We start from the raw sequence: 20,625 nt of genomic DNA, 5'->3' as shown, positions 1-20,625 counted from the left end.
AATGCAGTCAAGGCACAGATAGTATGGGCAAGCCAAGAAAGACAACTCAGCCAAGGAAACGAGACTTGATAATTGGCGTCACGCAATTCCTCGCCGGCCACCGCTGAGGCCGGCTCCACCACCCCGCCAACTCCAACAGCACCACCCCCGCCAACACCACCGCCATGGCCATCACCCTGATGATCGGCTCGTTTGTGGCCATCCTCAACCAAACGCTGATGATCTCCGCCCTGCCCACGTTGATGCACGAGTTCGACGTGCCCAGCAGCACCGTGCAATGGCTGACCACCGGATTCATGCTTACCAACGGCATCATGATCCCGATCACCGCGTTCCTCATCGAGACCTTCACCACCCGCCAGCTGTTCCTGTACGCGATGGGCATATTTGCAGAATGATCTTGGCGTTAATGCACTGGTGTCCGGTCTGGTGATGATGCCGAGCGGCATCGCCATGGGCATCCTGAACCCGGTGGCAGGCAAGATGTATGACCGTATCGGCGGCCGGCCGCTCGCCTTACTGGGCTTCGCGATCATGACGTCTGCGGCTGTGCTGCTGGTCACCATCATGAACACGCACACCGCGGCGGCCATGCGCACCGGAGTGCCGGAAGCGGCGGCATCGGCCATTGGCGTGCGGGCTTCGTTCCGCACGGTCGCCATTGTGTGCGCGGTCTGTTTGGTTGCGTCACTCTTCATTCGTGATCGCGGCCGCCGACTTGGACAGCAGCGTTAGGCGAATCCTTCACCGATTGCTGGCCTTCTTGATCAGCGCGTCCAAAGTACCGGCTTGGCGCGCGGCTTCCACATCTTCCCAGTCGAGACCGGTGTCTTTGGCCCTCCCGTAGAAAAACCGCACCAGACCGGCAAAGTCCGGTTTATATCCGGTTTCCCGGAATGAACGGGCCAGCGAATCACCGATTTGCGGGTCATCAGGCCTTCGTGCCTCATAGATCGGGATGGAACAGGATCGCCACACGCCTCTCACATGTGCGATGCGAATGACGATCATGCCGCCGTGCGCACCATCGTATTGCGAGGCGGCATGTACGTCCGCCACCTCGTAGACACCACCATGAATGATGTCCTCAACTGTCAGACGACCTTTGACCGCGCTGGCATCGCGAATCCAGAACATCGAAGCGAAATTGGTGTCATCAAGTTCGCGAAAATCACGTATCTCGCGTGTGCCGATACGTTCGTCCTTGTCATACATGAATTCGGCCAAGGCTAGGAATGGCGAGATACCTGCGCCCGGACCGTACTGCAATTCGATACGTAAATCTTCGGATTCATTGCCGGTCAGTCCAATACCGCTGACGGCGCAGTCATAGGCAAACCAATCCCAGAACCACCATTCGATCCTTTGCAGCACCTGCTTCGGATACTTTTTGCATGGGTTCAGATTCACTTCGCGATAATATATGCGTCTCGCTTCGGCATAGACGGCGAGATTGCAGCGTTTGAACATCTCGGCTACGTCTTTGGTGTCCAGCATTGCTGGCAAACCGGCATTTTCGGCAGTAGTAGTGATTGCGGTGCTCATGGTGTTTCCCCTTCATGTGATGTGGACGGCGGGCTACGTTGCCCGCCGTGAGGCACACTGTATGACGTTCGTGCGGTGGCTCGCAAGCCCACATGGCGAGATGGTGGATAAGTGGAAAACCCAATGATTCCAAGGGGTATGGAATGTGCATAACAGTGGCTACCGTCGGTGGATAACCGCACTTTCTTGCAGGTTATCCACTGATCGCGCAGCTGTTATCCACCGTCCCTGGGTTATCCACATCGTCTCTGGCGTGTCGTCCACTGTCAGCAGTCGATTTCTGCTTCGTTTGGCGTGTATAAGTGCACGGTGAAGTGTATAACTCCGCGCATTAGGCATATTTGCTACTGAGAAAGGTCCCGAAATCGCCTTCGAACGCATAGCTACACTCAGCAGATGTATTCAGCATGGCAATAGACCCACTTAGGCACCAGCGAATGATTTCCCCCCGCTTATAGAGTCGGCAAAGGCCCAACACCTGTCCCAACGCCGACGCTACTGCACTGGCAGCGTCGGCAGAGGACCACAACTTGGCACAGCAACGACGCTAAAACCGCCCAGCATCGTTACACGTCCAAGTTTTGGCCGCTAACGACGCTTAATGAACGCTTAGCGTCGGCAGCAGGTCACGCACTGGTTCTCCACCGACGGTAGCGCTCCTTAGCGAAGCCAGCCCGCCACTCTTTGGCACATCACCGACGCTGAGAGAACCTCCAGCGAAGCCAACCAGCCAACCGCTGGCGACATGACACCACCCACACCCCTCAGCGAAGCCAACCTGCCAGCGCATGGCACCCCAACACCGATGAGAACACCCACCCCACCAGTGCACAAAAAGGCTGGTCATAGCGGTTGCGATGTAATCGCATCGTAATCGCGATGACCAGCCTCGGGAGTTGGGCTGCAATGAGCACCAATATGAATCAGATAATGATGCCGTTGCAGTGATCGACTTCATGCTGGATAATCTGCGCAGTCCAACCGGCGAAGGTGGCGTGGCGGGCGCGGAACCGACGGTTCTCGTAGTTGACCTCAATACGTCGATAACGCAGCGTGCGGCGTTCGCCGGTCAGGGACAGGCATCCTTCCTGGGTATCGAAGGCACCGTCCGAAGCGGTAATCACGGGGTTGAGCATCACCGTTATGCGCCCGCCAAGGTCTTCATCCACAAAGACGATGATGCGTTTGCCTACGCCAATCATGTTGGCGGCCATGCCCACGCACCGTGAACGGTTGGCCTCCAGCGTGTCTACGAGGTCTTCGATCACCTGCTCGTCGCCGGGCCCGGCCGCTTCGGACGGCGTGCGCAAAAACGACCGCGAAGTCATAATAGGACGTTGCATGCTGGAATCACGCTTCTTCGTGCCAATGGGGGTTCTGGCCGAAGGTGTGACCTTCGGGGTTGTCCATTGCGGCGATATCGGCCATGTCCTGATCATCGAGTTCAAAAGCGGTCAGGTCGAGGTTCTGACGCTGGCGCTCCGGGTTCAAGGACTTCGGGATGGCCACGTCGCCGTACTGGAGGTGCCAGCGCAAAATGGCCTGGACCACGGAAATACCGTGCTTGGCGGCGATACGCTTCAGGTCCGGGTCGCGCAGCATCTGGTTGGCGCGGCCCAGCGGGCTCCATGCCTCGGTGATGATGCCGTGCGCGTTGTCGTAGGCCAGCTGTTCGCGCTGCTGGAAGTACGGGTGCAGCTCAACTTGGTTGACGGCCGGGGTCACGCCCGTATCGCGAATGAGCAGATCAATATGGCCGGGCAAGAAGTTGCTGACGCCGATATGCTTGACCAGCCCACGTTCACGGGCTTCGACCAGCGCCTCCCATGCCTCAACGAACTGGCCTTGGCTCGGGTTCGGCCAGTGGATCAGATAGAGATCGATGTAGTCGAGGCCCATACGGCACACGCTCTCCTCAATGGTGAGCAGCGCCTCGTCATGGGCGTGGTGGCGGCCGGGCAGCTTGGACGTGACGATGATGTCTTCGCGCGGCACACCGGATTCGCGGATAGCGCGGCCCACCACGCCTTCATTCTCATAGTTGAAGGCGGAATCGATGAGTCGGTAGCCCTGATGAATGGCGGACTTGATGGCGTCCACGCCGGCCAGGCCGTTGACCTTGTAGGTGCCGAATCCGGTGGCTGGCAGTTCGAGGCCGTCGTTGGCCTTGCGGATCGGAGTGACCGGTGGTTCAAGCATGATAGTTCTCCTGCTTCTCCTGTGATGGCATATCTGTTCCATCATAAAGCCAACCAATCCGCTGCGGGCATACTATTTGACTTCCCTCATTTCCGGCGGGCGGCGAGTGGAGAATCGGAACATGAGCGAGGCGAGGATCACGCCGAGCACGGCCATGCCGGCGAACACCATCATGCTGCGTGGGAAGGCGATCATATACGAACCGGCGGCGTCTGCCCCATCGTTCGCGGCGATGGCCACCACCCACACATTGCCGGACAGCGTCACGAACACCGCGTCCATGATTACGGTGCCCGCGAAGCCGATGATGATGAACTTGGGCGGGAAGTGGCTCTTCAGCACGCCGCCGAATACCGGGCCGATGGCCGGTGCAGCGCAGGTGACCAGACTGACGATGCCGAGCATCGAGCCGCGCTGTTCAAGCGGCGCTTTTCCAGAATGATGCTGGTGATGAGCGACAAGGAGATGCCGGTGCCGAGCGACATGACCAGTCGGGCGGCGAGCAGCATCGGGAAGTTGACCGCGAGCGCGCCCAGCAGTGTGCCGGCGGTGAAAATCACGATGGCCATGATGAACAGTGTTTTGGTGGCGAATTTGCGCACCATGAACGGCGAGCTCGGAATCGACACCGACAGCAAGAGCAGATAACCGGTGACAAGCCACTGCACCACCGAGGCGCCGATGGAGAACTCCTCCATCGGCGTGGAGTAGGCGATGTTCAGTGACGTTTCCGATAGGATGCCGAGGAAGGTCAGGATCGCGAGCGAGACGACCGCGATGACGAGTTTGTTGGAGACCGGTTGCTTGCCGCCGTTAGGCAGCTGTGTTGCGGAATGAGTCACGATCTTGTTCTCTCCTCCATTCATTCAGATATTCTGACTACGACGTTGGAAGTCTTCCTGCATGAGTCGCAGAGCCTCGGTCAAGGTGCGTACCGTGGTTTCGCACTGGTCCGAGGTCAATCCGCCCAGCAGTTGGCTCAAATGCGCGTGATATTCCTCCACATAGATACGGCGGATATCCAAGCCGCGTTCGGTGAGCGTGAGCGTCACCGCACGCCGATCGGCGGCATCGGCGTGTTTGACGACGAGTCCGAGGTCGGCCATTTCGCCGACGAGCTTGGTGATGCTCGGCGTAGTGACGCCGAGGAATGCGCTGACGTCGCCCACGCGCGCGGTGCCGGTATCTTGCCCATTCGGTTCGTTGATATGCCAGACGGCGTCGATCACGTGGACATAGCGCGGTTTCATACCTTTCGGCAATGCCGGCATCAGTTCGGTGATGGTCTTGGCCTTCCAGCAGACATCCAGGAGGCTCCGCACCTCATTCACCGGAAGCAAGCCGGTCTTGGTATCGGTTCGGGAATCGCACATCGCTGGCCCAACCTCCAATTAGTTACCAATAGTCATTACCATAAGTAACTATATGCAGGCTCTAGACAAACCCAACGGCCTGCGCGCCCGTGTCGAGTTCCGTTTCGACATAAAAAAGCCAGGGAATCCCTGGCTTGCAATGCGCATATCGCTGCAGATTTGCCGGGACCTATATGTCCCCGGCAACAACAGCCGTATATACGCTACCGATCAGTGCTGCCCTCATCATCCTTGGCACCTGCCGTGGCGGCCTCAGTCTCCTTGGCGTTCCACCCGGCGACGGCATTCCAACCACTCCATCCGATGACCACTAGCAAGCACAGCGAGAAGACAATAGTGGCCCAATTGAACAGCGAGCCATCGTTATTGGCCTCGACCAGTGACTGCCAGAGCCAGATAACGCAGGCCAAGCAGGTCAATGCATACATACGGGAGGTGGAGCGCGCGGTGAGTTTCATGGCGGAAAAAGTCCTTTGATTACAAGAATGACGGCAGATAACAGTGTGGGATCCGCACCAGCGGCACCGGCACGAATCCCACATCGAGGAGGAGAAAGGGGAAGGTCAGCTCTTCTTGCGCTTGGACATGATGTCCACGGCGACGGCCAGCAGGAGCACGAGGCCCTTGATGGTCTTCACCACGGCGGTGTCAACACCCATGATCGACAGACCCTGGTTGATAACACCCATCACGAATGCACCGATCACAGCGCCCGGGATGGTACCAATACCACCGGTAACGGCCGTGCCACCGATGAAGCAGGCGGCGATGGCGTCCATCTCGAACTCCATACCGGCCTGAGCAGTTGCGGAAGCCAGACGGGAGAGCATGCAGACAGCGGCCACTGCGGACAGGAAGCCCATGTGGACGAACAGCAGGAAGTCCACGCGGCGGGTGTTGATACCGGAGAGGATGGCGGCCTTGCGGTTGCCACCAACGGCGTACACGTGGCGACCGAACACGGTCTTGGTCAGGATGAAGTTGTAGATGAAGACCAGCACACCGACGATCACCAGCATGATCGGGGTACCACCCTGATCAGCGTTACCGGAGGAAGCCAGCAGGTAGGTGACGAAGGCGATGACGACCGCGGCAAGCACAATTTTGAGGACGGTCAGGCTCATCGGCTCGGGCACCAGGCCGACCTTGGCCACACGGGCGCGCTTGCGCAGCTGGCTCCAGGCAAAGCCGACGATGCACAGGATGCCGAGTACAATGGTCAGACCATCGAACGGACCCCACCAGCCAAGGATGTTGGGCAGGTAGTTACGGGCAATGCCACGGAATTCGAGGGAGGTAATCGGCACGGATTCGCCGACGATCACGGTGGCGAGACCACGGAAGATCAACATGCCGGCCAGAGTGGTAATGAAGCCCGGGATGCCGATGACGGCGACCCAGAAGCCCTGCCAGACGCCGACGATCAGGCCGACGACCAGAGCGATGACGATGGCGAGCATCCAGTTGACTCCGGCGCGTTCCATCAGCAGTGCACACACACCACCGATGAAGGCTACCAAGGAACCAACCGAAAGGTCGATGTGGGTGGCGATGATGACCATCACCATACCAATGGCCAGGATGATCACGTAAGCGTTCTGCTGAATCAGGGACACGAAGGAGTTCGGCTTCAGCAGCACGCCTCCGGTCAGGACCTCGAAGGCCACGACGATGACCAGCAGTGCGCCGACAATACCGTATTGACGGGCATTGTTGGCAACCGTGGCCAGCAGGCCGGTCTTTTCTTCTTTCTTTGCAGGTGTTGCAGTTGCGGCGCTCATCAGGCTGCCACCTCCCTTTCCTTGGTCATACCCTTCATCAGGTATTCCTGGGTAAATCCATTCTTCTCAACATTGTCGGTGACGACACCGTAGGACACCGTGTAAATGCGGTCACAGATACCGATGAGCTCGGGCAGCTCGGAGGAAATCACGATGACGGCCTTGCCTGCATCGGCAAGCTTATCGATGATTTCGTAGATCTCATACTTGGCGCCGACGTCGATGCCTCGGGTCGGCTCATCGAGGATGAGGATGTCCGGCTGCGAGATAACCCACTTGGCGAGCAGCACTTTCTGCTGGTTACCACCGGAGAGGGTGGAGACATTCACATCGATGTCATGGCACTTGATGTTGAAGTCCTTGCGGTACTGTTCGACTTCCTTGCGCTCAAGGTTGTCGTCCACAACCCCGCCCTTGCTGATCTTGGTCAGGGAGGCCAGGGACGCGTTCTCTCGGATGTTCTGCAGCAGGTTCAGACCGTTGCCCTTACGATCCTCGGTGGCGTAGGCGAGACCTGCGTCAATCGCGGACTGCACGTTGGGCATCTTGACTTCCTTGCCCTTGACGAACACCTTGCCGGAGATGTTGGAACCGTAAGAGTGGCCGAAGATGGACATGGCCATCTCGGTACGACCCGCACCCATCAGACCCGCCAGACCGACGATCTCGCCGGCATGCACGTTGATGTTCGCATGGTCTACGATCACGCGCTCCGCGTCGAGCGGATGATGCACGGTCCAATCCTCGACACGCAGGTATTCCTCGCCCGGGGTATTGGAGGGGTGGTTCGGGTACAGGTTGTGCAGCGGACGACCCACCATCTTGCGGATGAGTTCTTCCTGGTCGAGCGGCGTCTCCGGCGTCACGTACATCACACCGACGGTCGAACCGTCTCGAATGATGGTGACATTGTCGGCGATGGCGGCGACCTCGTTGAGTTTATGAGTGATGATGATGCTGGTCACGCCCTGCTCGTCACGTAGCTGACGAACCAGGTCAAGCAGGTGGGCGGAATCCTCATCGTTCAGTGCAGCGGTCGGCTCATCGAGGATGAGCAGCTTCACGTCCTTGGACAATGCCTTGGCGATTTCGACGAGCTGCTGCTTGCCGACGCCGATGTCCATAACCTTGGTATCCGGGTCTTCGGGAAGTCCCACACGATCGAGCAGCTTCTTCGCCTCGGCACGGGTCTTGTCCCAGTCGATTACGCCACCCTTGGCCTGCTCGTTGCCGATGAAGATGTTCTCCGCAATGGACAGGAACGGGCTCAACGCCAGTTCCTGATGAATGATTACGATGCCGTCGGCCTCGGAATCATTAATAGTATGGTATTTGCATTCCTTGCCATCAAAGGTGATTTTGCCGGAATAGCTACCGTATGGGTACACACCCGAAAGCACGTTCATCAGGGTCGATTTACCTGCACCGTTCTCGCCGCAGATGGCGTGGATCTCGCCGCGATCGACGGAAAGATTCACATCGGTGAGGGCTTTGACCGGACCGAACGTCTTCGTGATGTTTTCCATCGTCAAGATGGTGTCATTTGATGACATGTCACCACTCCTCGTCACAGTTCTGTGTTCATGGACATGCGGCGCATATCGGCTATGCGCCGCATGTCATTGTGTTTGTTTACGGATTGCCTGATGAGGACTACTTAGTCAGCTCGTCGAAGCGATCCTGGGTGATGTAGTTGGCCGTGACCAGATCCTGGAGGTTGTCCTTGGTGATGTTCTGGGGGTCAAGCAGCTTGGACGGGACGTCGATGTTGTTGTTGTTGAACTTGCCGTTCAGGCCGGAGACTTCCTTGCCCTCGGCGATCTCGACGACCATGTCGTACACGGCGTCAGCCAGCTTGTTCACGTCCTTGAACACGGTCTCGCCCTGCTTATCCTTGGCGATGTTGGCAACTGCGATCTCCATGGCGTCCTGACCGGTGATGTACGGCCAGGAGTCGGTGCCCGGCTTCATGTCGGGACGCTTGGATTCGATGGCGTTGATCACACCCTGGGCGATGCCGTCGTACGGAGTGAGGACCGCGTCGAGCTTCTCGCCGTGGGCGTAGGTGGAGTCAAGGATGGATTCCATGTCCTTCTGCGCCTGCTCGGTCTTCCAGCTCATCACGGAGATCTTCTGCCAATCCTCAACGGTGAAGTCCTTGGTCACGCCACCCTGACCGTGCTGGGACGGGGAGACGAGCACGCCCTTCTCGAAGTACGGCTGCAGCAGATCCCAAGCGCCCTTGAAGAAGTACTTGGCGTTGTTGTCATCCGGGGAACCGGTGAACAGCTCGATATTGAACGGGCCGGTGGCGCCATCCTTAAGCTTGAGCTGGTCAATGAGCCACGTGGCCTCGAGCACGCCGACCTGCTCCAGCTGGAAGGTGGCGTAGTAGTCGACGGCGTCGGTGTTCATGATCAGTCGATCGTAGGCGATGACCTTGGCGCCTGCATCGCGGGCCTTCTCAACGGCGGGGCCCACTGCGGTGCCGTCCTTGGAAGCGACCACGACGATCTTGGCGTCGTTGTTGACCATGTTCTCGATGTCAGCGTTCTGCTGGGCCGGCTTATCGTCGGCGAAGGACAGGATGACCTTGTATCCGGCCTTCTCCAGCTTGGCCTTCAGGTTGTTGCCGTCCTTGTTCCAACGCTCTTCGGACTTGGTCGGCATCGAAATGCCGATAGTGGCGCCCTTTTCGATCTTGGCATCACCGCCAGTTGCCTGGCCGCTACGGCTGCCACCGCAGGCCGCGAGGCCCGCGCACATGGCAACGCCTGCCACCACGGCGACGATCTTCTTAGTGAACTTCATTTGTTCTCCTTCATCTTCGAGGGGATGGCGAACCCTCCTTGGTCGCCCGAACCTGGGAATAACCTCAGGTTCATCTCATAGAATACCGTATTGAGTTAAGTTGTCAAACTCAAGAAAGCGAATTTCCTGTCGTTTATGTTCAACCAATGAACGCAATGGCGATTTTTCGCGCATCACAAGGCGACACGCCGAAAAATCCACGCTCTGCGCCTCGCTGTGCCTCATGCTGGTAACGACTACACTGAACTCTTATGGCAACAAGGCTTTTCGGTTCGCAGACCTCGCTTCGCGAGGCAAACCGCGCCAACTTGCTGGCCAGCATCCACAAGTTCGGCGCCATGACACAGGTCGAACTGGCAGAGGTGACAGGACTGTCCACTGCGACCGTGTCCACGCTCGTCCATCAGCTTGTCGACGAAGACCAGCTGGAGACCAAAAACACCGTTCGCAACGGTCGCAGAGCCACTCTGGTGACCCTTGCACGGCATCAGGGCCTCGGCGTCGGGCTTTGGATCGCGCGACGTCATCTTACGCTTTCTATCGTTGACTTCTCGAAGTCAATCATCGCTGAGCACACGCTCCCCCTGCCGTTGGGCCACAAGGCGGACACAACGCTGGAACGCGCCATGCTGCTCATCAATGAGACCCTGAGCAGCATCGACGCCGAAGCCAGCGAGCTGGTCGGCATCGGCGTGGCCGTGGCCGCACCGGTGGCCACCAGCGACCACACCATAGCGATTCCCGGCATTCTGCCCGGATGGGACGGCGTCGATATCACGTCCCCGTTGCGCACGGCGTTCAACGTTCCCGTATACGTCGATAATGACGCGAATTTCGCGGCATACGGCGAATCCCGTATGGGCGTGGCGGCAGGCAAACGCAATTTCGTATATATCTCAGCCAGCGACGGGGTTGGCGCAGGCATCGTCATCAACGGCGAAATCATGCATGGCGTGACCGGCCTGGCCGGTGAAATCGGCCATATCCAGGTCGACCCGCTGGGTGCCATCTGTTCGTGCGGCAACCGCGGCTGCCTTGACACCGTCGTGGCGGAAAACAGGCTGGTGCAGTTGCTCAGCGTCACACACGGCAATATGACGCTGGATGATCTGGTGTCCTTTGCCAACGAAGGCGACCCCGGTTGCCGTCGCATCATCGCCGACGCGGCCGTGCGTATCGGTCAGGTGGCGGCTGATCTGTGCATCAGCGTGGATCCGGAGGTCATTGTGCTCGGCGGCAAGCTGGCCATGACCGGCGACGTATTCACCCAACCGTTCAATGAAGCGTTGCAGCGCATGCTGTTCCCTGATGCCGTGGCACCCATCGATGTACTCGTGTCATCCCACCCGGACGACAATTGCGCGCTAGGCGGCGCATTATGCGCCATCGAGTTCTCGGTTCGCAATGACGTCAGCCAGTGACCGGTACCAGGAGAAGAGTGATAAGAAGGAACACACCATGAGGAATTCGAGCACACCTCCTCTGCTGCGGCTGGAGGACATCTGTGTGAAGTTCGGCTTCGTCGAGGCGTTGAAATCGGTGAATCTGTCCATCCAGCGCCAGGAGGTCATCGCCATCGTGGGCGATAACGGCGCAGGAAAGTCCACTCTGATCAAGGTCATCGCGGGATTTCTGCAGCCGGGATTCGGCCATATTTATCTCAACGGCGAACAGGTGACCATTCCCTCGATCAGGGAGGCGGACCGCATGGGCATCGCATCGGTGTTCCAGGGGCAGGAGTTCTGCGACAACCTGGACGTGGCCTCGAACCTGTTCCTCGGCAAGGAGATCAATCAGATTGGCATACGCGATGACGATTCGATGAACTCGCGTGCCCGTTCCGTGCTGAAGACCCTGAGCTCGGCGATTCGGGTCGGCTCCCCTATCGCATCCTTATCCGTCGGCCAGCGCCAGACCGTGGCCATAGCGCGCACGCTGCTCAATGACCCGCAGCTTATTCTGCTGGACGAACCGACCGCCGCACTGTCGGTGATGCAGTCGGCGGAAGTGCTCGCATATATCAAGCGACTGCGCTCCGAAGGCCGGTCCGTGGTGATGGTCTGCCACGATCTGCCGGATGTGTTCGCGGTATCCGACCGCATTGTCGTGATACGTCAGGGGCACGTCACCGGCGTGCATCGAACCGTCGAAACGTCCTATGAGGAGATTATCGCCGAAATCGCCGGCGTGACCACCGAACACGAGTATGAGGAAATCGCCGAGAACCCGAAATTCGATTCCATGGTCAGGCAGCGGAAACTCATCGACCGCACTATCAGCGCGGCAGTGAGCCATGGCACCGGCCATGACTCACCATTAGACTAACGCCCCGTTGCCGGAGCGGCATCGTCAGCGCAGAGCCAGGTTGGCGGCACCGATGAGGCCGGCGTCTTGGCCGGCGGTGGCGGCGACGATCTTGGCATGGCCGCGGTAGGCGCTGCCTTCCAGGAAACGCTGGTAGTTGTAGCGGGCCGGCTCCAGCAGAATGTCGCCGACGGCCACCACACCGCCGCCGATCACAAACAGGTCCGGATCGAGCACGGCGGAGACTGCGGCCATCGTGCGGCCAAGCCATTCGCCGATCTTGCCGAATGCGTACAGGCCGAGCACGTCGCCTTCCTGGGCGGCCTGGGAGACCATCGGGCCTTCCAGCTTGGAGATGTCGCCGCCACACAGCTCCATGAGACGCTTGGCATCCTGCGGACGACGGCGCACGGCGGACTTGGCGAAGTTCTCCAGCGAAGTGCCCGAGGTGTAGCGCTCGGCGCAGCCGCGCAGGCCGCAGCCGCAGTGGTCGCCGTCCGGGACCATCGGCAGGTGGCCGAGTTCGGCGGCCATGCCGAAGGAGCCGCGGTACAGCTGACCGTTGATCACGATGGCGCCGCCGAGGCCGGTGCCCACGGTCAGGGCGACCATGTTGGAGCTGCCCTGGCCGGCACCGTGCACGTATTCGCCCCAGCCGGCGCAGTTGGCGTCGTTCTCGACAACGACCGGCACGGCATGGTCGATCAGCGCGCCGACGTGCTCGGACAGGTCGTAGTTGATCCAGGCCGGGATGTTGGCGGAGAAGGTGAGCGTCTTGCGGTCGGCGCTCACGTTGCCGGCGGCGGAGATGCCGATGGCCTCGATATCGGTGTGTCCGGCGGCCACAGCCTCGCGGTACACCTCGGCGATGTGCTGGTTGATGGCGTCGGCATCCATCGGCGTGGGGACGCGCCAGCGCTGGATGATGCTATCGTTTTCATCGCAGACGGCGGCGGCGATCTTAGTTCCTCCGATATCAATGGCGAGCGTGGTCATGGCTTACTCCTTGAAGGCTTGTGTGGCGTACGAGACAGCGAAAATAGTAACGAGTTGCCATGACCTCCCATAGCGTATTTTTCATGATTTGTCATATCTCGCGCACGTTCTGCCAATGTGACCCTGCACACGTTTTTCACCATTTATAAGCACTGTTAACGCTAACGTTGTCATTCAATAGCAAACGTTGTCATTCAGACTATCGGCGTGTCGAGCAGAGCCCCAAGGCCAGCACGAAACCTTCGGTATTTCCATGCGATACGGCATCGGCATCGACTGAAACAGCTTCCATGCCAGAGTCGAATGGCCATCAAACGACTAAACACCAGACACACATTTTGGCCTATAACCCCATATTTCGCCCTACACCACGAAATACGGCAAAAGAACAAAAAAGCTCCTGACATTTGTCAGGAGCTTGGTGGCGACCCCGGCCGGACTTGAACCGGTGACCTCCGCCGTGACAGGGCGGCGCTCTAACCAACTGAGCTACGGGGCCATCTGTACCTCAATGAAGCACAAGAGGATATACTACAGCATCACTGGACCACGGTGCGCCGCCCGGCGCGTCGCGCCACGGCAATGTCAGGCCCATCCATTACCCCTCCAAGCCATAGCGACGCCCGCCATTCCAGCCCTTCCGATACCATGGTGGGCGGTGGTTTGGCGTGGATTCGATCGTTATGCGGACAGGGCGGCACAGGCCTGACGCGGCGCACCGCGATCCGTGATTCGGGGGCGTGCTCCGCGCTGCACACAGCGTATCCATCACAAACTAAAGACTAAAGAAACAGCGGAATTTCAACCCCTTTTTAAGGAGTAACTGCACAACATGGCAGAATTCGTATTTCAGATGATCAAGGCCCGCAAGTCTTACGGCGACCGCGTGATTCTCGATGACGTGACCCTGAGCTTCCTGCCCGGCGCAAAGATCGGCGTCGTGGGCCCGAACGGCATGGGTAAGTCCACCCTGCTCAAGATCATGGCCGGCCTGGAGACCGTGAGCAACGGCGAGGCCAGCCTGACCCCGGGCTTCACGGTCGGCATCCTGCAGCAGGAGCCGCCGCTGGACGACACCAAGACCGTGGGCGAGAACATCAAGATGGCGTTCGGCCCGATTGCCGAGAAGGTCGCCCGATTCAATGAAATCGGTGAGGAGATGGCCAATCCGGACGCCGACTTCGACGCCCTGATGGAAGAGATGGGCAAGCTGCAAACCGAGATCGACGCCGCCGACGGCTGGGACCTCGACTCCCAGCTCGAGCAGGCAATGGACGCCCTGCAGTGCCCGGACCCGGACACCCCGGTCAACGTGTGCTCCGGTGGCGAGCGCCGCCGTGTGGCCCTGTGCAAGCTGCTGCTTGAGGCCCCGGACCTGCTGCTGCTCGACGAGCCCACCAACCACCTGGACGCCGAGTCCATCCTGTGGCTGGAACAGTTCCTGCACCAGTACAAGGGCGCAGTCATCGCCGTCACCCACGATCGTTACTTCATGGACAATGTGGCCGAATGGATTTGCGAGGTCGACCGCGGCCACCTGTACCCGTACAAGGGCAACTACTCCACCTACTTGGAGACCAAGGCCAAGCGTCTGGAGATCCAGGGAGCCAAGGACGCCAAGCTCGCCAAGCGACTGAAGAACGAGCTCGACTGGGTGCGCTCCTCCCCCAAGGCCCGTCAGGCCAAGAACAAGGCCCGTCTGGAGCGTTACGACCAGATGGAAAACGAGGCACGCAACAACAAGAAGCTCGACTTCTCCGAGATTCAGATTCCGGCCGGCCCGCGCCTGGGTTCCACCGTGCTGGAAGCCAACCACATCCACAAGGCCTTCGGCGAGCGTGTGCTCATCGACGACCTGTCCTTCACGCTGCCGCGCAACGGCATCGTCGGCGTAATCGGCCCGAACGGCGTGGGTAAGTCCACGCTGTTCAAGACCATCGTGGGCCTGGAGCCGCTGACCAGCGGCGAGCTGAAGATCGGCGACACCGTCAAAATCAGCTACGTGGACCAGAACCGTGAGGGCCTGGACCCGAACAAGAACCTGTGGGAAGCCGTGTCCGGCGGCCTCGACTTCATCGAGGTGGCCGGTGTGGAGGTGCCGACCCGCGCCTATGTGGCCAGCTTCGGCTTCAAGGGCGCCGATCAGCAGAAGCTGACCGGTGTGCTGTCCGGTGGTGAGCGCAACCGTCTGAACCTGGCCCTGACCCTGAAGCAGGGCGGCAACCTGCTGCTGCTCGACGAGCCCACCAACGATCTGGACGTCGAGACCTTGGAATCCCTCGAAAACGCGCTGCTCGAATTCCCTGGCTGCGCTGTGGTGATTTCCCACGACCGTTGGTTCCTCGACCGTGTCGCCACGCATATCCTCGCGTGGGAAGGCGACGACGACAACCCGGCCAAGTGGTACTGGTTCGAAGGCAACTTCCAGGCCTACCAGGAGAACAAGGTGACACGCCTCGGCGAGGATGCGGCCCGCCCGCACCGCCTGCACAAGAAGCTTGTGCGCGGCTGAGATACGCCGGCATTAGTGCCACAACGCGCTTTATACGTCGAAAGCCGTCCCTCAGGGGCGGCTTTCCCCATAATTGCCCCATGGCTGCCCGCCCCGCATCCCATAAAATCCCACAGTCGCCTACGGCAACACACCGGCAGCGCAGCAGCAACGTAGCGGCAATGCGCCGCATAACCCACCGTTTACCTTCCAAACAGTCTCGTTACATTTCGCTCCCGGAACTCTTAACCCCCACCGGATAGACTGCCAACCATAGGTTGGAATACGATAACCGAATACTGAACACAGCAGAACAAGAATCGAGGAACGCCATGGCTCAGGCAACCACCGTAACTCCATTGGACCATCTGGTGAAGGTGCTGAAGTTGGGCGAGCCTTCCGCTTACCGCAATCACACATATATCAATGGCGAGAGTATGTACTTCCCCACCGGCCGCGTCTACGGTGGCCAGGTCATCGCCCAGTCGGTGATCGCCGCGTCCAAAACAGTGGGCCCTTCACGCCTGCCGCATTCGGTACATGGCTATTTCATTGCCGCCGGCGATATTCGTCAAGACCTGTTGTTTGACGTCGAGAACCTTCGCGACGGCCGCTCGTTCTCCGCTCGTCGGGTCAACGTCACCCAAGCCGAGGGGTCGATTCTCACGGCCATCGCCTCTTTCCAGGAGACCGGCCAAGAGGGTGTGGAATTTGCCGATCCGATGCCGGAAAACCTGCCCGATCCCGAAACGTTGACTTCCGCCAAAGAACTCATGCAGCCGTTCGCCGAGAAGTCGCCGTTCGCCAATTACTATGCCGAGAAATCGCCGTTCGATATCCGCCACGTGACGCCGACCGTGATGCTGCGCGCGGACAAGGATTCCGCCGAGCATGATTCCGGCAAGCAGATGGTGTGGATGAAGGCCGATGGCCACGTCGATGTGCCGCAGGTCATGCATCGTGCGATGCTGGCGCTTGGCTGCGATCAGGTGATGATGGAGCCGGTGCTGCGCCGCGCCGGACTGTCGATTTCCACACCGGGCATTTCCTATGCGTCCATCGACCATTCGATGTGGTGGTATCAGGATATCGATATCAACGAATGGCATTTGTATGTGCAGGATACGCCTATCGCCGCGCACGGACGCGGACTCGGCATTGCCAAAGTGTATGCGCAGAATGGCGACTTGGTGGCGGCCATCGCTCAGGAAGCTATGGTGCGCGTGCCGTAGGAATAGTCACCCCTACCGCTTGTAGGCTTGGGCTATGTCGCTACGGCGCTTGGCTTCCTTGATTTTCGGGTTTTCGGGGCCTTCGTTCGGCGGTAACTGGCACAACCATTCGCCGATAATGCCGATGATCATGTCGGCGATGCACACCACGGCCGCGATTGCACACTCGGTGACGGCGTGTGCATAGAAATCCGCCTCGATATGGCTCAGGCTCATCACAATCTGACCGCCATACCAGCCGGCGAGCGTTGCGCCCGCCAATCCCAGTGCCTTAGACAGCACCAGCGTATACACCGCGATAGTGGGATTGATGAAGCTATGCGGACGCTTCTTGGGGTCGGTATTCGCGTATTTATGCACTTGCAGGGCCAAGATCAGCACGATAACGCCCAGCACGGCCAGCAATCCGGTCACAATCCAAGGCGCACCAATCAGCGACAGTCCCGAGCTTTCGCCGTAGGAGGCCAGACCGATACCCGCCAACAGGCCCAGCACGGCACCGATCACATACTGCCACCATGCTGTTCGCCGTGTTTTCATGTCCGGCCTCCTTATCGTTGCGTTGCTGTTTGCTGTTTGCGAACGGCCCTCGCGCCTGGGCTGTTCATCTTGATTTGGTTTTCGTCACTGCCGTGCCCGGCTGTTCGAGGCCGGATACCGGTCCGTCACCGTCTGGTTTCTAGCCTACCGTTCGTAACTGGTTCTGCCATCAGCTCAACTGTTCGACAGTATCCAGTTGTCCGATAGCAATCCGACCTGTCCGGCATCCGGTGCCATGGCCAAAAGGAAGGCCACCGGGTCGCCGCCCAGAGAAGCATTCGGGTCCATATCCAGCCAAGGTGCCAATACCGACGCATGGTTACGGGCCGACGGCCAAGGAATGCTGCAGTTGAGCTCGTCGGAAGTCACGCCTTCCATGTCGACAAGGTCAAGGTCGACTGCCAGATCATGAACGCTTTCGATGCTGCCCAATACGGCAATCAGGTCGGCGGGCGGCAACTTGGTTTCGATTTGGATGACCGCGCTTATCGCGTCCGGGCCGTCGAAATGGCTGACATGGTAGAGCGGCGAGATGCCCTGTACCTGATTGCCAGGAACACTGTCGATGGAAACGATGGTTTCGCGGAACAGCCGTTCGGCATCCTGCGAGGTGGAATCCAGCGAAATAATCGCCTTGCGTGAAACGGGTGCCGACTCCGACGCTGATTTTTGCTTGACTGCATGCCCGCCGAGCATCCAGTCTTCGCTCTCGAGCTGCACGGCGTTACGGTCCGATGCGGCGGCCAGCAAATCGGCTACAGGCCCCTCATGGGCTCCAGCAAGTTTGGCGTTCGGATTCAGCGCCGCCCAGGGAGCCAGCACAAATGCGCGCTGCCAAGCACGCGGATGGGGCAATGCCAGATCCGGATCCGCGCTGGTGATGCCATCAAAGTCGATAATGTCCAAGTCCAACGGCCTGGAATCCCAATGATTCTCACGAATTCGTCCATGGTTCGCTTCGATGTTTTGCAACGCGGCAAGCAATTCGTGGCTGCCCATTGTGGTTTCAAGCTCCACCACGGCGTTCAGGAAATCCGGCGTACCGTCGGCCATGCCCCACGCGGCCGTGCGGTAAAGCGGCGAAATACCGGTCACCTGTGTGCCGAGCAGCGCGTCAATCTCCCGAACGGCGGCTCGCAAGGTGGATTCCACCTCGCCCACATTGCCGCCCAAGGCCACCACCGCGTTATGGATGGCATGCTCTTCAGCAGTGCGTCCATTATCGGTGGCACGCACGCGCGAGATGGAGACCGATACATCTGCAAAAGCCACGACGATGGGCGCATGAGGCTTGTGCACGGTGACGTCGATGGAGGCGACGGCCGGCGCATCGGCAAGGATCTTATCCGCGATACGTTGGGCCAGACGCTCGATCAGGTCCACATGAGGGCCTTCGATGACAGCCGCGATATCCTTGGCCACACGGCCGTAATCGATGGTGTCGTTGAGATCGTCGGATTGACCGGCGGCGGCCAGATCAAGGTGCAGGGTGACGTCCACGACGAAGGTTTGTGGCCGTTCGTGTTCAAAGGCGAGCACACCGTGGGTGCCGTTGGCATGTACGCCGGTAAGAGTGATGGTGTCCATTGGTAAGGCTTTCTGTTCAAATGCTCCCCCTCAGTCGCCTTCGGCGCCAGCTCCCCTCGCCCGAGGGGAGCCAAGACCTAGAAGCAACCAAAAACAGGGAGCCAGGGGAATCATGCGTATTCGCGCCAGGTGTTGCCGGCGATGACGGCGGCGCGGCTTTTGGCCACATCGTGTACGCGCACGGCCCATGCGCCGTGCTCGGCGGACAGGGCGGACAAGGCTGCGGTCACGTCATCGCGCTGGGCCATGGTCGGGCCATCAGCACCGGCAGTACCTGCCCCGGTAAGCATCGCCGAAATGAAGCGCTTGCGGGACTGGCCAATCAGCACCGGATATCCAGTGGCGCGGAAGGTCTCGAGCCCGGTCAGCAGCGGTAGGTTATGCTCGATGCCGGGCTTGGAGAAGCCCAGACCAGGATCGATGATAATGCGCTCAGGCTTTACGCCGGCGGCCAGCACGCCGTCGACTTGGCGCATGAGTTCGTCGTGCACGTCGGTCAATACGCCATGCTCGTATACGGAGGTGTCTTGATCGGGGTTCGCGCCCTTGGAGCCGACGAGCCAGCCGCGCCAATGCTGCACGACGTACAGGCAGTCGTGGTCGGCGACCACATGCGGCAGCTCGGCGTCCAGCGTGCCGCCGGAAACATCGTTGATGATCTGTGCGCCCTCGCTCAGCGCGGCGGCGGCCACGGATGCGCGCGTGGTGTCGATGGACAGTACGGCACCGGCCGGAATCAACGTCTTGACGGCACCGGTGATACGGGCCAGTTCGTCGGCCTCGGACACGCGCTTGGCACCGGGGCGCGTGGATTCGGCGCCGATGTCGATGATATCCGCGCCGGCGGCCATCATGTCGCGCCCGTGCTGGGCCGCCTTGGCCGGGTCCAGCCACAGGCCGCCGTCCGAGAACGAGTCCTCGGTGATGTTGAGCACACCCATCACCATGGTGTGCGTGGCGTCATGCAACGCCTGCAAATCAGTCATAGGTCATCTCCCCTTCATTGTTTCCCCTTCGCTCCCCTCAGTCACCTACGGCGACAGCTCCCCTCAGAGAGGGGAGCCTAGGTTGCGTCACTTGTCAAGAATCAGACTCATGGCTTCGGCTCGGGTGGCGGGGTTGCGTAGCAGACCGCGCACCGCAGAGGTCACCGTGCGGGCGGAAGACTTCTTGATGCCGCGCATCGACATGCACAGGTGCTCGCATTCGGTCACCACAATCACACCACGTGCGCCCGCATACTCGACCAGCGCGTCGGCGATCTGCTGGGTCAAACGCTCCTGCACCTGCGGCCGGCGAGCATACACCTCAACCAGTCGGGCGAGCTTGCTCAGCCCCATCACCCCATCCTTGGCGGGAATGTAGCCCACATGGGCCACGCCATGGAAAGGCAGCAGGTGATGCTCGCACACCGAATACAGTTCGATGTCCTTGACCAGCACCAGCTCGTCGGTATCCACGTCGAAGTGCTTCTCCAGCACATCGGCCGGCGAGGCCTGCAGACCGGCGAACAGCTCGCGGCACGCGCGGGCGATACGGTCAGGCGTTTCCACCAGTCCCTCGCGCTCGGGATCCTCGCCAATCGACTTCAGGAACAGACGTACGGCTTCGCGCACGCCTTCCTCGTCGTATGTGCGTTTCTCCCGCTGGCAAGACTCTATATTTTCGTTCATCTCATCTCTCCCTTGTCATTGTTCACAACGACGTCGGCCCGGCCTGCGTACGTGAGAAACCACATGAACAGGTCGGGCCGAATCGTCATCGTG

21 protein-coding genes and 1 tRNA gene are annotated in these 20,625 nt (G+C 59.6%); 6 read left to right on the top strand and 16 right to left on the bottom strand.

Annotated elements, in window-relative coordinates; all coding sequences use genetic code 11:
- Window positions 1-164: 164 nt before the first annotated feature.
- Complete coding sequence (locus AB5287_RS00755; protein WP_015713827.1) at window positions 165-398, top strand: MFS transporter; 234 nt, start codon at window positions 165-167, stop codon at window positions 396-398.
- 19 nt (window positions 399-417) lie between these two features.
- Entirely contained in the window at window positions 418-735 is a 318-nt protein-coding gene (locus tag AB5287_RS00750; RefSeq protein ID WP_007053872.1) for a permease, read from the top strand.
- A 9-nt stretch (window positions 736-744) separates the two neighbouring features.
- Here AB5287_RS00750 and AB5287_RS00745 read toward each other — a convergent pair whose 3' ends face one another.
- The 10 genes from AB5287_RS00745 to AB5287_RS00700 form a co-directional block, all read right to left on the bottom strand.
- Complete coding sequence (locus AB5287_RS00745; protein ID WP_131219408.1) at window positions 745-1,545, bottom strand: hypothetical protein; 801 nt, start codon at window positions 1,543-1,545, stop codon at window positions 745-747.
- A gap of 923 nt (window positions 1,546-2,468) precedes the next feature.
- The gene (locus tag AB5287_RS00740; RefSeq protein ID WP_007056959.1) at window positions 2,469-2,888 is read right to left on the bottom strand and encodes a peptide deformylase; all 420 of its coding nucleotides are present in this window, start codon (window positions 2,886-2,888) and stop codon (window positions 2,469-2,471) included.
- Between the two features lie 7 nt (window positions 2,889-2,895).
- Window positions 2,896-3,744, bottom strand: a complete 849-nt coding sequence (locus tag AB5287_RS00735) for an aldo/keto reductase (RefSeq protein ID WP_007056966.1) — start codon at window positions 3,742-3,744, stop codon at window positions 2,896-2,898.
- 72 nt (window positions 3,745-3,816) lie between these two features.
- Window positions 3,817-4,149 (bottom strand): permease, encoded by a 333-nt coding sequence (locus AB5287_RS00730; RefSeq protein ID WP_010081407.1) that lies wholly within the window; start codon window positions 4,147-4,149, stop codon window positions 3,817-3,819.
- Window positions 4,080-4,586 carry an MFS transporter gene (locus AB5287_RS00725; protein ID WP_032682786.1) on the bottom strand — a complete coding sequence of 169 codons (507 nt, stop codon included), beginning with the start codon at window positions 4,584-4,586 and terminating at the stop codon, window positions 4,080-4,082. The genes AB5287_RS00730 and AB5287_RS00725 overlap by 70 nt, the downstream gene beginning before the upstream one ends.
- Before the next feature lie 24 nt (window positions 4,587-4,610).
- Window positions 4,611-5,117, bottom strand: a complete 507-nt coding sequence (locus tag AB5287_RS00720; protein ID WP_007052411.1) for a MarR family winged helix-turn-helix transcriptional regulator — start codon at window positions 5,115-5,117, stop codon at window positions 4,611-4,613.
- A 203-nt stretch (window positions 5,118-5,320) separates the two neighbouring features.
- Window positions 5,321-5,575, bottom strand: coding sequence for a hypothetical protein (locus AB5287_RS00715; RefSeq protein WP_007053867.1), 255 nt, complete (start codon window positions 5,573-5,575; stop codon window positions 5,321-5,323).
- A 105-nt stretch (window positions 5,576-5,680) separates the two neighbouring features.
- Complete coding sequence (mmsB, locus tag AB5287_RS00710; protein WP_007052409.1) at window positions 5,681-6,898, bottom strand: multiple monosaccharide ABC transporter permease; 1,218 nt, start codon at window positions 6,896-6,898, stop codon at window positions 5,681-5,683.
- Window positions 6,898-8,451, bottom strand: coding sequence for a sugar ABC transporter ATP-binding protein (locus AB5287_RS00705; protein ID WP_007053866.1), 1,554 nt, complete (start codon window positions 8,449-8,451; stop codon window positions 6,898-6,900). The genes mmsB and AB5287_RS00705 overlap by 1 nt, the downstream gene beginning before the upstream one ends.
- 100 nt (window positions 8,452-8,551) lie before the next feature.
- A complete protein-coding gene (locus tag AB5287_RS00700; RefSeq protein ID WP_007052407.1) occupies window positions 8,552-9,709 on the bottom strand; it encodes a sugar-binding protein in 1,158 nt (385 codons plus the stop codon).
- A 251-nt stretch (window positions 9,710-9,960) separates the two neighbouring features.
- On the opposite strand from AB5287_RS00700, the gene AB5287_RS00695 reads away from it, so the two are divergent.
- A complete protein-coding gene (locus AB5287_RS00695) occupies window positions 9,961-11,130 on the top strand; it encodes an ROK family transcriptional regulator (RefSeq protein WP_049137260.1) in 1,170 nt (389 codons plus the stop codon).
- Between the two features lie 37 nt (window positions 11,131-11,167).
- A complete protein-coding gene (locus AB5287_RS00690) occupies window positions 11,168-12,034 on the top strand; it encodes an ATP-binding cassette domain-containing protein (protein WP_012472194.1) in 867 nt (288 codons plus the stop codon).
- A 24-nt stretch (window positions 12,035-12,058) separates the two neighbouring features.
- Here the strand turns inward: AB5287_RS00690 and AB5287_RS00685 are convergent, their stop codons facing one another.
- Together AB5287_RS00685 and AB5287_RS00680 are read right to left on the bottom strand one after the other, a co-directional pair.
- The gene (locus AB5287_RS00685) at window positions 12,059-13,009 is read right to left on the bottom strand and encodes an ROK family glucokinase (RefSeq protein WP_007052404.1); all 951 of its coding nucleotides are present in this window, start codon (window positions 13,007-13,009) and stop codon (window positions 12,059-12,061) included.
- Between the two features lie 422 nt (window positions 13,010-13,431).
- Window positions 13,432-13,508, bottom strand: a tRNA-Asp gene (locus AB5287_RS00680).
- Window positions 13,509-13,841: 333 nt separating this feature from the next.
- On the opposite strand from AB5287_RS00680, the gene ettA reads away from it, so the two are divergent.
- Together ettA and AB5287_RS00670 are read left to right on the top strand one after the other, a co-directional pair.
- Window positions 13,842-15,521, top strand: coding sequence for an energy-dependent translational throttle protein EttA (ettA, locus tag AB5287_RS00675; RefSeq protein WP_007053864.1), 1,680 nt, complete (start codon window positions 13,842-13,844; stop codon window positions 15,519-15,521).
- A 311-nt stretch (window positions 15,522-15,832) separates the two neighbouring features.
- Window positions 15,833-16,732: an acyl-CoA thioesterase II gene (locus AB5287_RS00670; RefSeq protein WP_007052384.1), complete on the top strand. Its 900-nt coding sequence runs from the start codon at window positions 15,833-15,835 to the stop codon at window positions 16,730-16,732.
- Between the two features lie 12 nt (window positions 16,733-16,744).
- Here AB5287_RS00670 and AB5287_RS00665 read toward each other — a convergent pair whose 3' ends face one another.
- From AB5287_RS00665 to folE, 4 genes are all read right to left on the bottom strand, one after another.
- Window positions 16,745-17,272, bottom strand: coding sequence for a DUF3180 domain-containing protein (locus tag AB5287_RS00665; RefSeq protein ID WP_118241622.1), 528 nt, complete (start codon window positions 17,270-17,272; stop codon window positions 16,745-16,747).
- A 174-nt stretch (window positions 17,273-17,446) separates the two neighbouring features.
- On the bottom strand, window positions 17,447-18,859 hold the full coding sequence (folK, locus tag AB5287_RS00660) for a 2-amino-4-hydroxy-6-hydroxymethyldihydropteridine diphosphokinase (RefSeq protein ID WP_368220357.1): 1,413 nt from the start codon (window positions 18,857-18,859) through the stop codon (window positions 17,447-17,449).
- Between the two features lie 110 nt (window positions 18,860-18,969).
- Entirely contained in the window at window positions 18,970-19,845 is an 876-nt protein-coding gene (gene folP, locus AB5287_RS00655) for a dihydropteroate synthase (protein WP_007053863.1), read from the bottom strand.
- A gap of 87 nt (window positions 19,846-19,932) precedes the next feature.
- A complete protein-coding gene (gene folE / locus AB5287_RS00650) occupies window positions 19,933-20,532 on the bottom strand; it encodes a GTP cyclohydrolase I FolE (RefSeq protein ID WP_038426531.1) in 600 nt (199 codons plus the stop codon).
- Between the last annotated feature and the right edge of the window lie 93 nt (window positions 20,533-20,625).

This window comes from Bifidobacterium sp. RTP21102st3_E2_RTP21102_210122 (assembly GCF_040916945.1).
Lineage (GTDB): Bacteria > Actinomycetota > Actinomycetes > Actinomycetales > Bifidobacteriaceae > Bifidobacterium > Bifidobacterium longum.
This window is presented reverse-complemented; position numbering and strand designations above follow the sequence as displayed.

Excerpts from the sequence above, each read along its gene's own strand:
- AB5287_RS00735 (WP_007056966.1), bottom strand. The coding sequence starts at position 3,744 with ATGCTTGAACCACCGGTCACTCCGATCCGCAAGGCCAACGACGGCCTC.
- AB5287_RS00745 (WP_131219408.1), bottom strand. The coding sequence starts at position 1,545 with ATGAGCACCGCAATCACTACTACTGCCGAAAATGCCGGTTTGCCAGCA.
- AB5287_RS00695 (WP_049137260.1), top strand. The coding sequence starts at position 9,961 with ATGGCAACAAGGCTTTTCGGTTCGCAGACCTCGCTTCGCGAGGCAAAC.
- ettA (WP_007053864.1), top strand. The coding sequence starts at position 13,842 with ATGGCAGAATTCGTATTTCAGATGATCAAGGCCCGCAAGTCTTACGGC.
- folK (WP_368220357.1), bottom strand. The coding sequence starts at position 18,859 with ATGGACACCATCACTCTTACCGGCGTACATGCCAACGGCACCCACGGT.
- AB5287_RS00685 (WP_007052404.1), bottom strand. The coding sequence starts at position 13,009 with ATGACCACGCTCGCCATTGATATCGGAGGAACTAAGATCGCCGCCGCC.
- folP (WP_007053863.1), bottom strand. The coding sequence starts at position 19,845 with ATGACTGATTTGCAGGCGTTGCATGACGCCACGCACACCATGGTGATG.
- mmsB (WP_007052409.1), bottom strand. The coding sequence starts at position 6,898 with ATGAGCGCCGCAACTGCAACACCTGCAAAGAAAGAAGAAAAGACCGGC.
- AB5287_RS00730 (WP_010081407.1), bottom strand. The coding sequence starts at position 4,149 with ATGCTCGGCATCGTCAGTCTGGTCACCTGCGCTGCACCGGCCATCGGC.
- folE (WP_038426531.1), bottom strand. The coding sequence starts at position 20,532 with ATGAACGAAAATATAGAGTCTTGCCAGCGGGAGAAACGCACATACGAC.
- AB5287_RS00670 (WP_007052384.1), top strand. The coding sequence starts at position 15,833 with ATGGCTCAGGCAACCACCGTAACTCCATTGGACCATCTGGTGAAGGTG.
- AB5287_RS00715 (WP_007053867.1), bottom strand. The coding sequence starts at position 5,575 with ATGAAACTCACCGCGCGCTCCACCTCCCGTATGTATGCATTGACCTGC.
- AB5287_RS00665 (WP_118241622.1), bottom strand. The coding sequence starts at position 17,272 with ATGAAAACACGGCGAACAGCATGGTGGCAGTATGTGATCGGTGCCGTG.
- AB5287_RS00740 (WP_007056959.1), bottom strand. The coding sequence starts at position 2,888 with ATGCAACGTCCTATTATGACTTCGCGGTCGTTTTTGCGCACGCCGTCC.
- AB5287_RS00720 (WP_007052411.1), bottom strand. The coding sequence starts at position 5,117 with ATGTGCGATTCCCGAACCGATACCAAGACCGGCTTGCTTCCGGTGAAT.
- AB5287_RS00755 (WP_015713827.1), top strand. The coding sequence starts at position 165 with ATGGCCATCACCCTGATGATCGGCTCGTTTGTGGCCATCCTCAACCAA.
- AB5287_RS00690 (WP_012472194.1), top strand. The coding sequence starts at position 11,168 with ATGAGGAATTCGAGCACACCTCCTCTGCTGCGGCTGGAGGACATCTGT.
- AB5287_RS00700 (WP_007052407.1), bottom strand. The coding sequence starts at position 9,709 with ATGAAGTTCACTAAGAAGATCGTCGCCGTGGTGGCAGGCGTTGCCATG.
- AB5287_RS00705 (WP_007053866.1), bottom strand. The coding sequence starts at position 8,451 with ATGTCATCAAATGACACCATCTTGACGATGGAAAACATCACGAAGACG.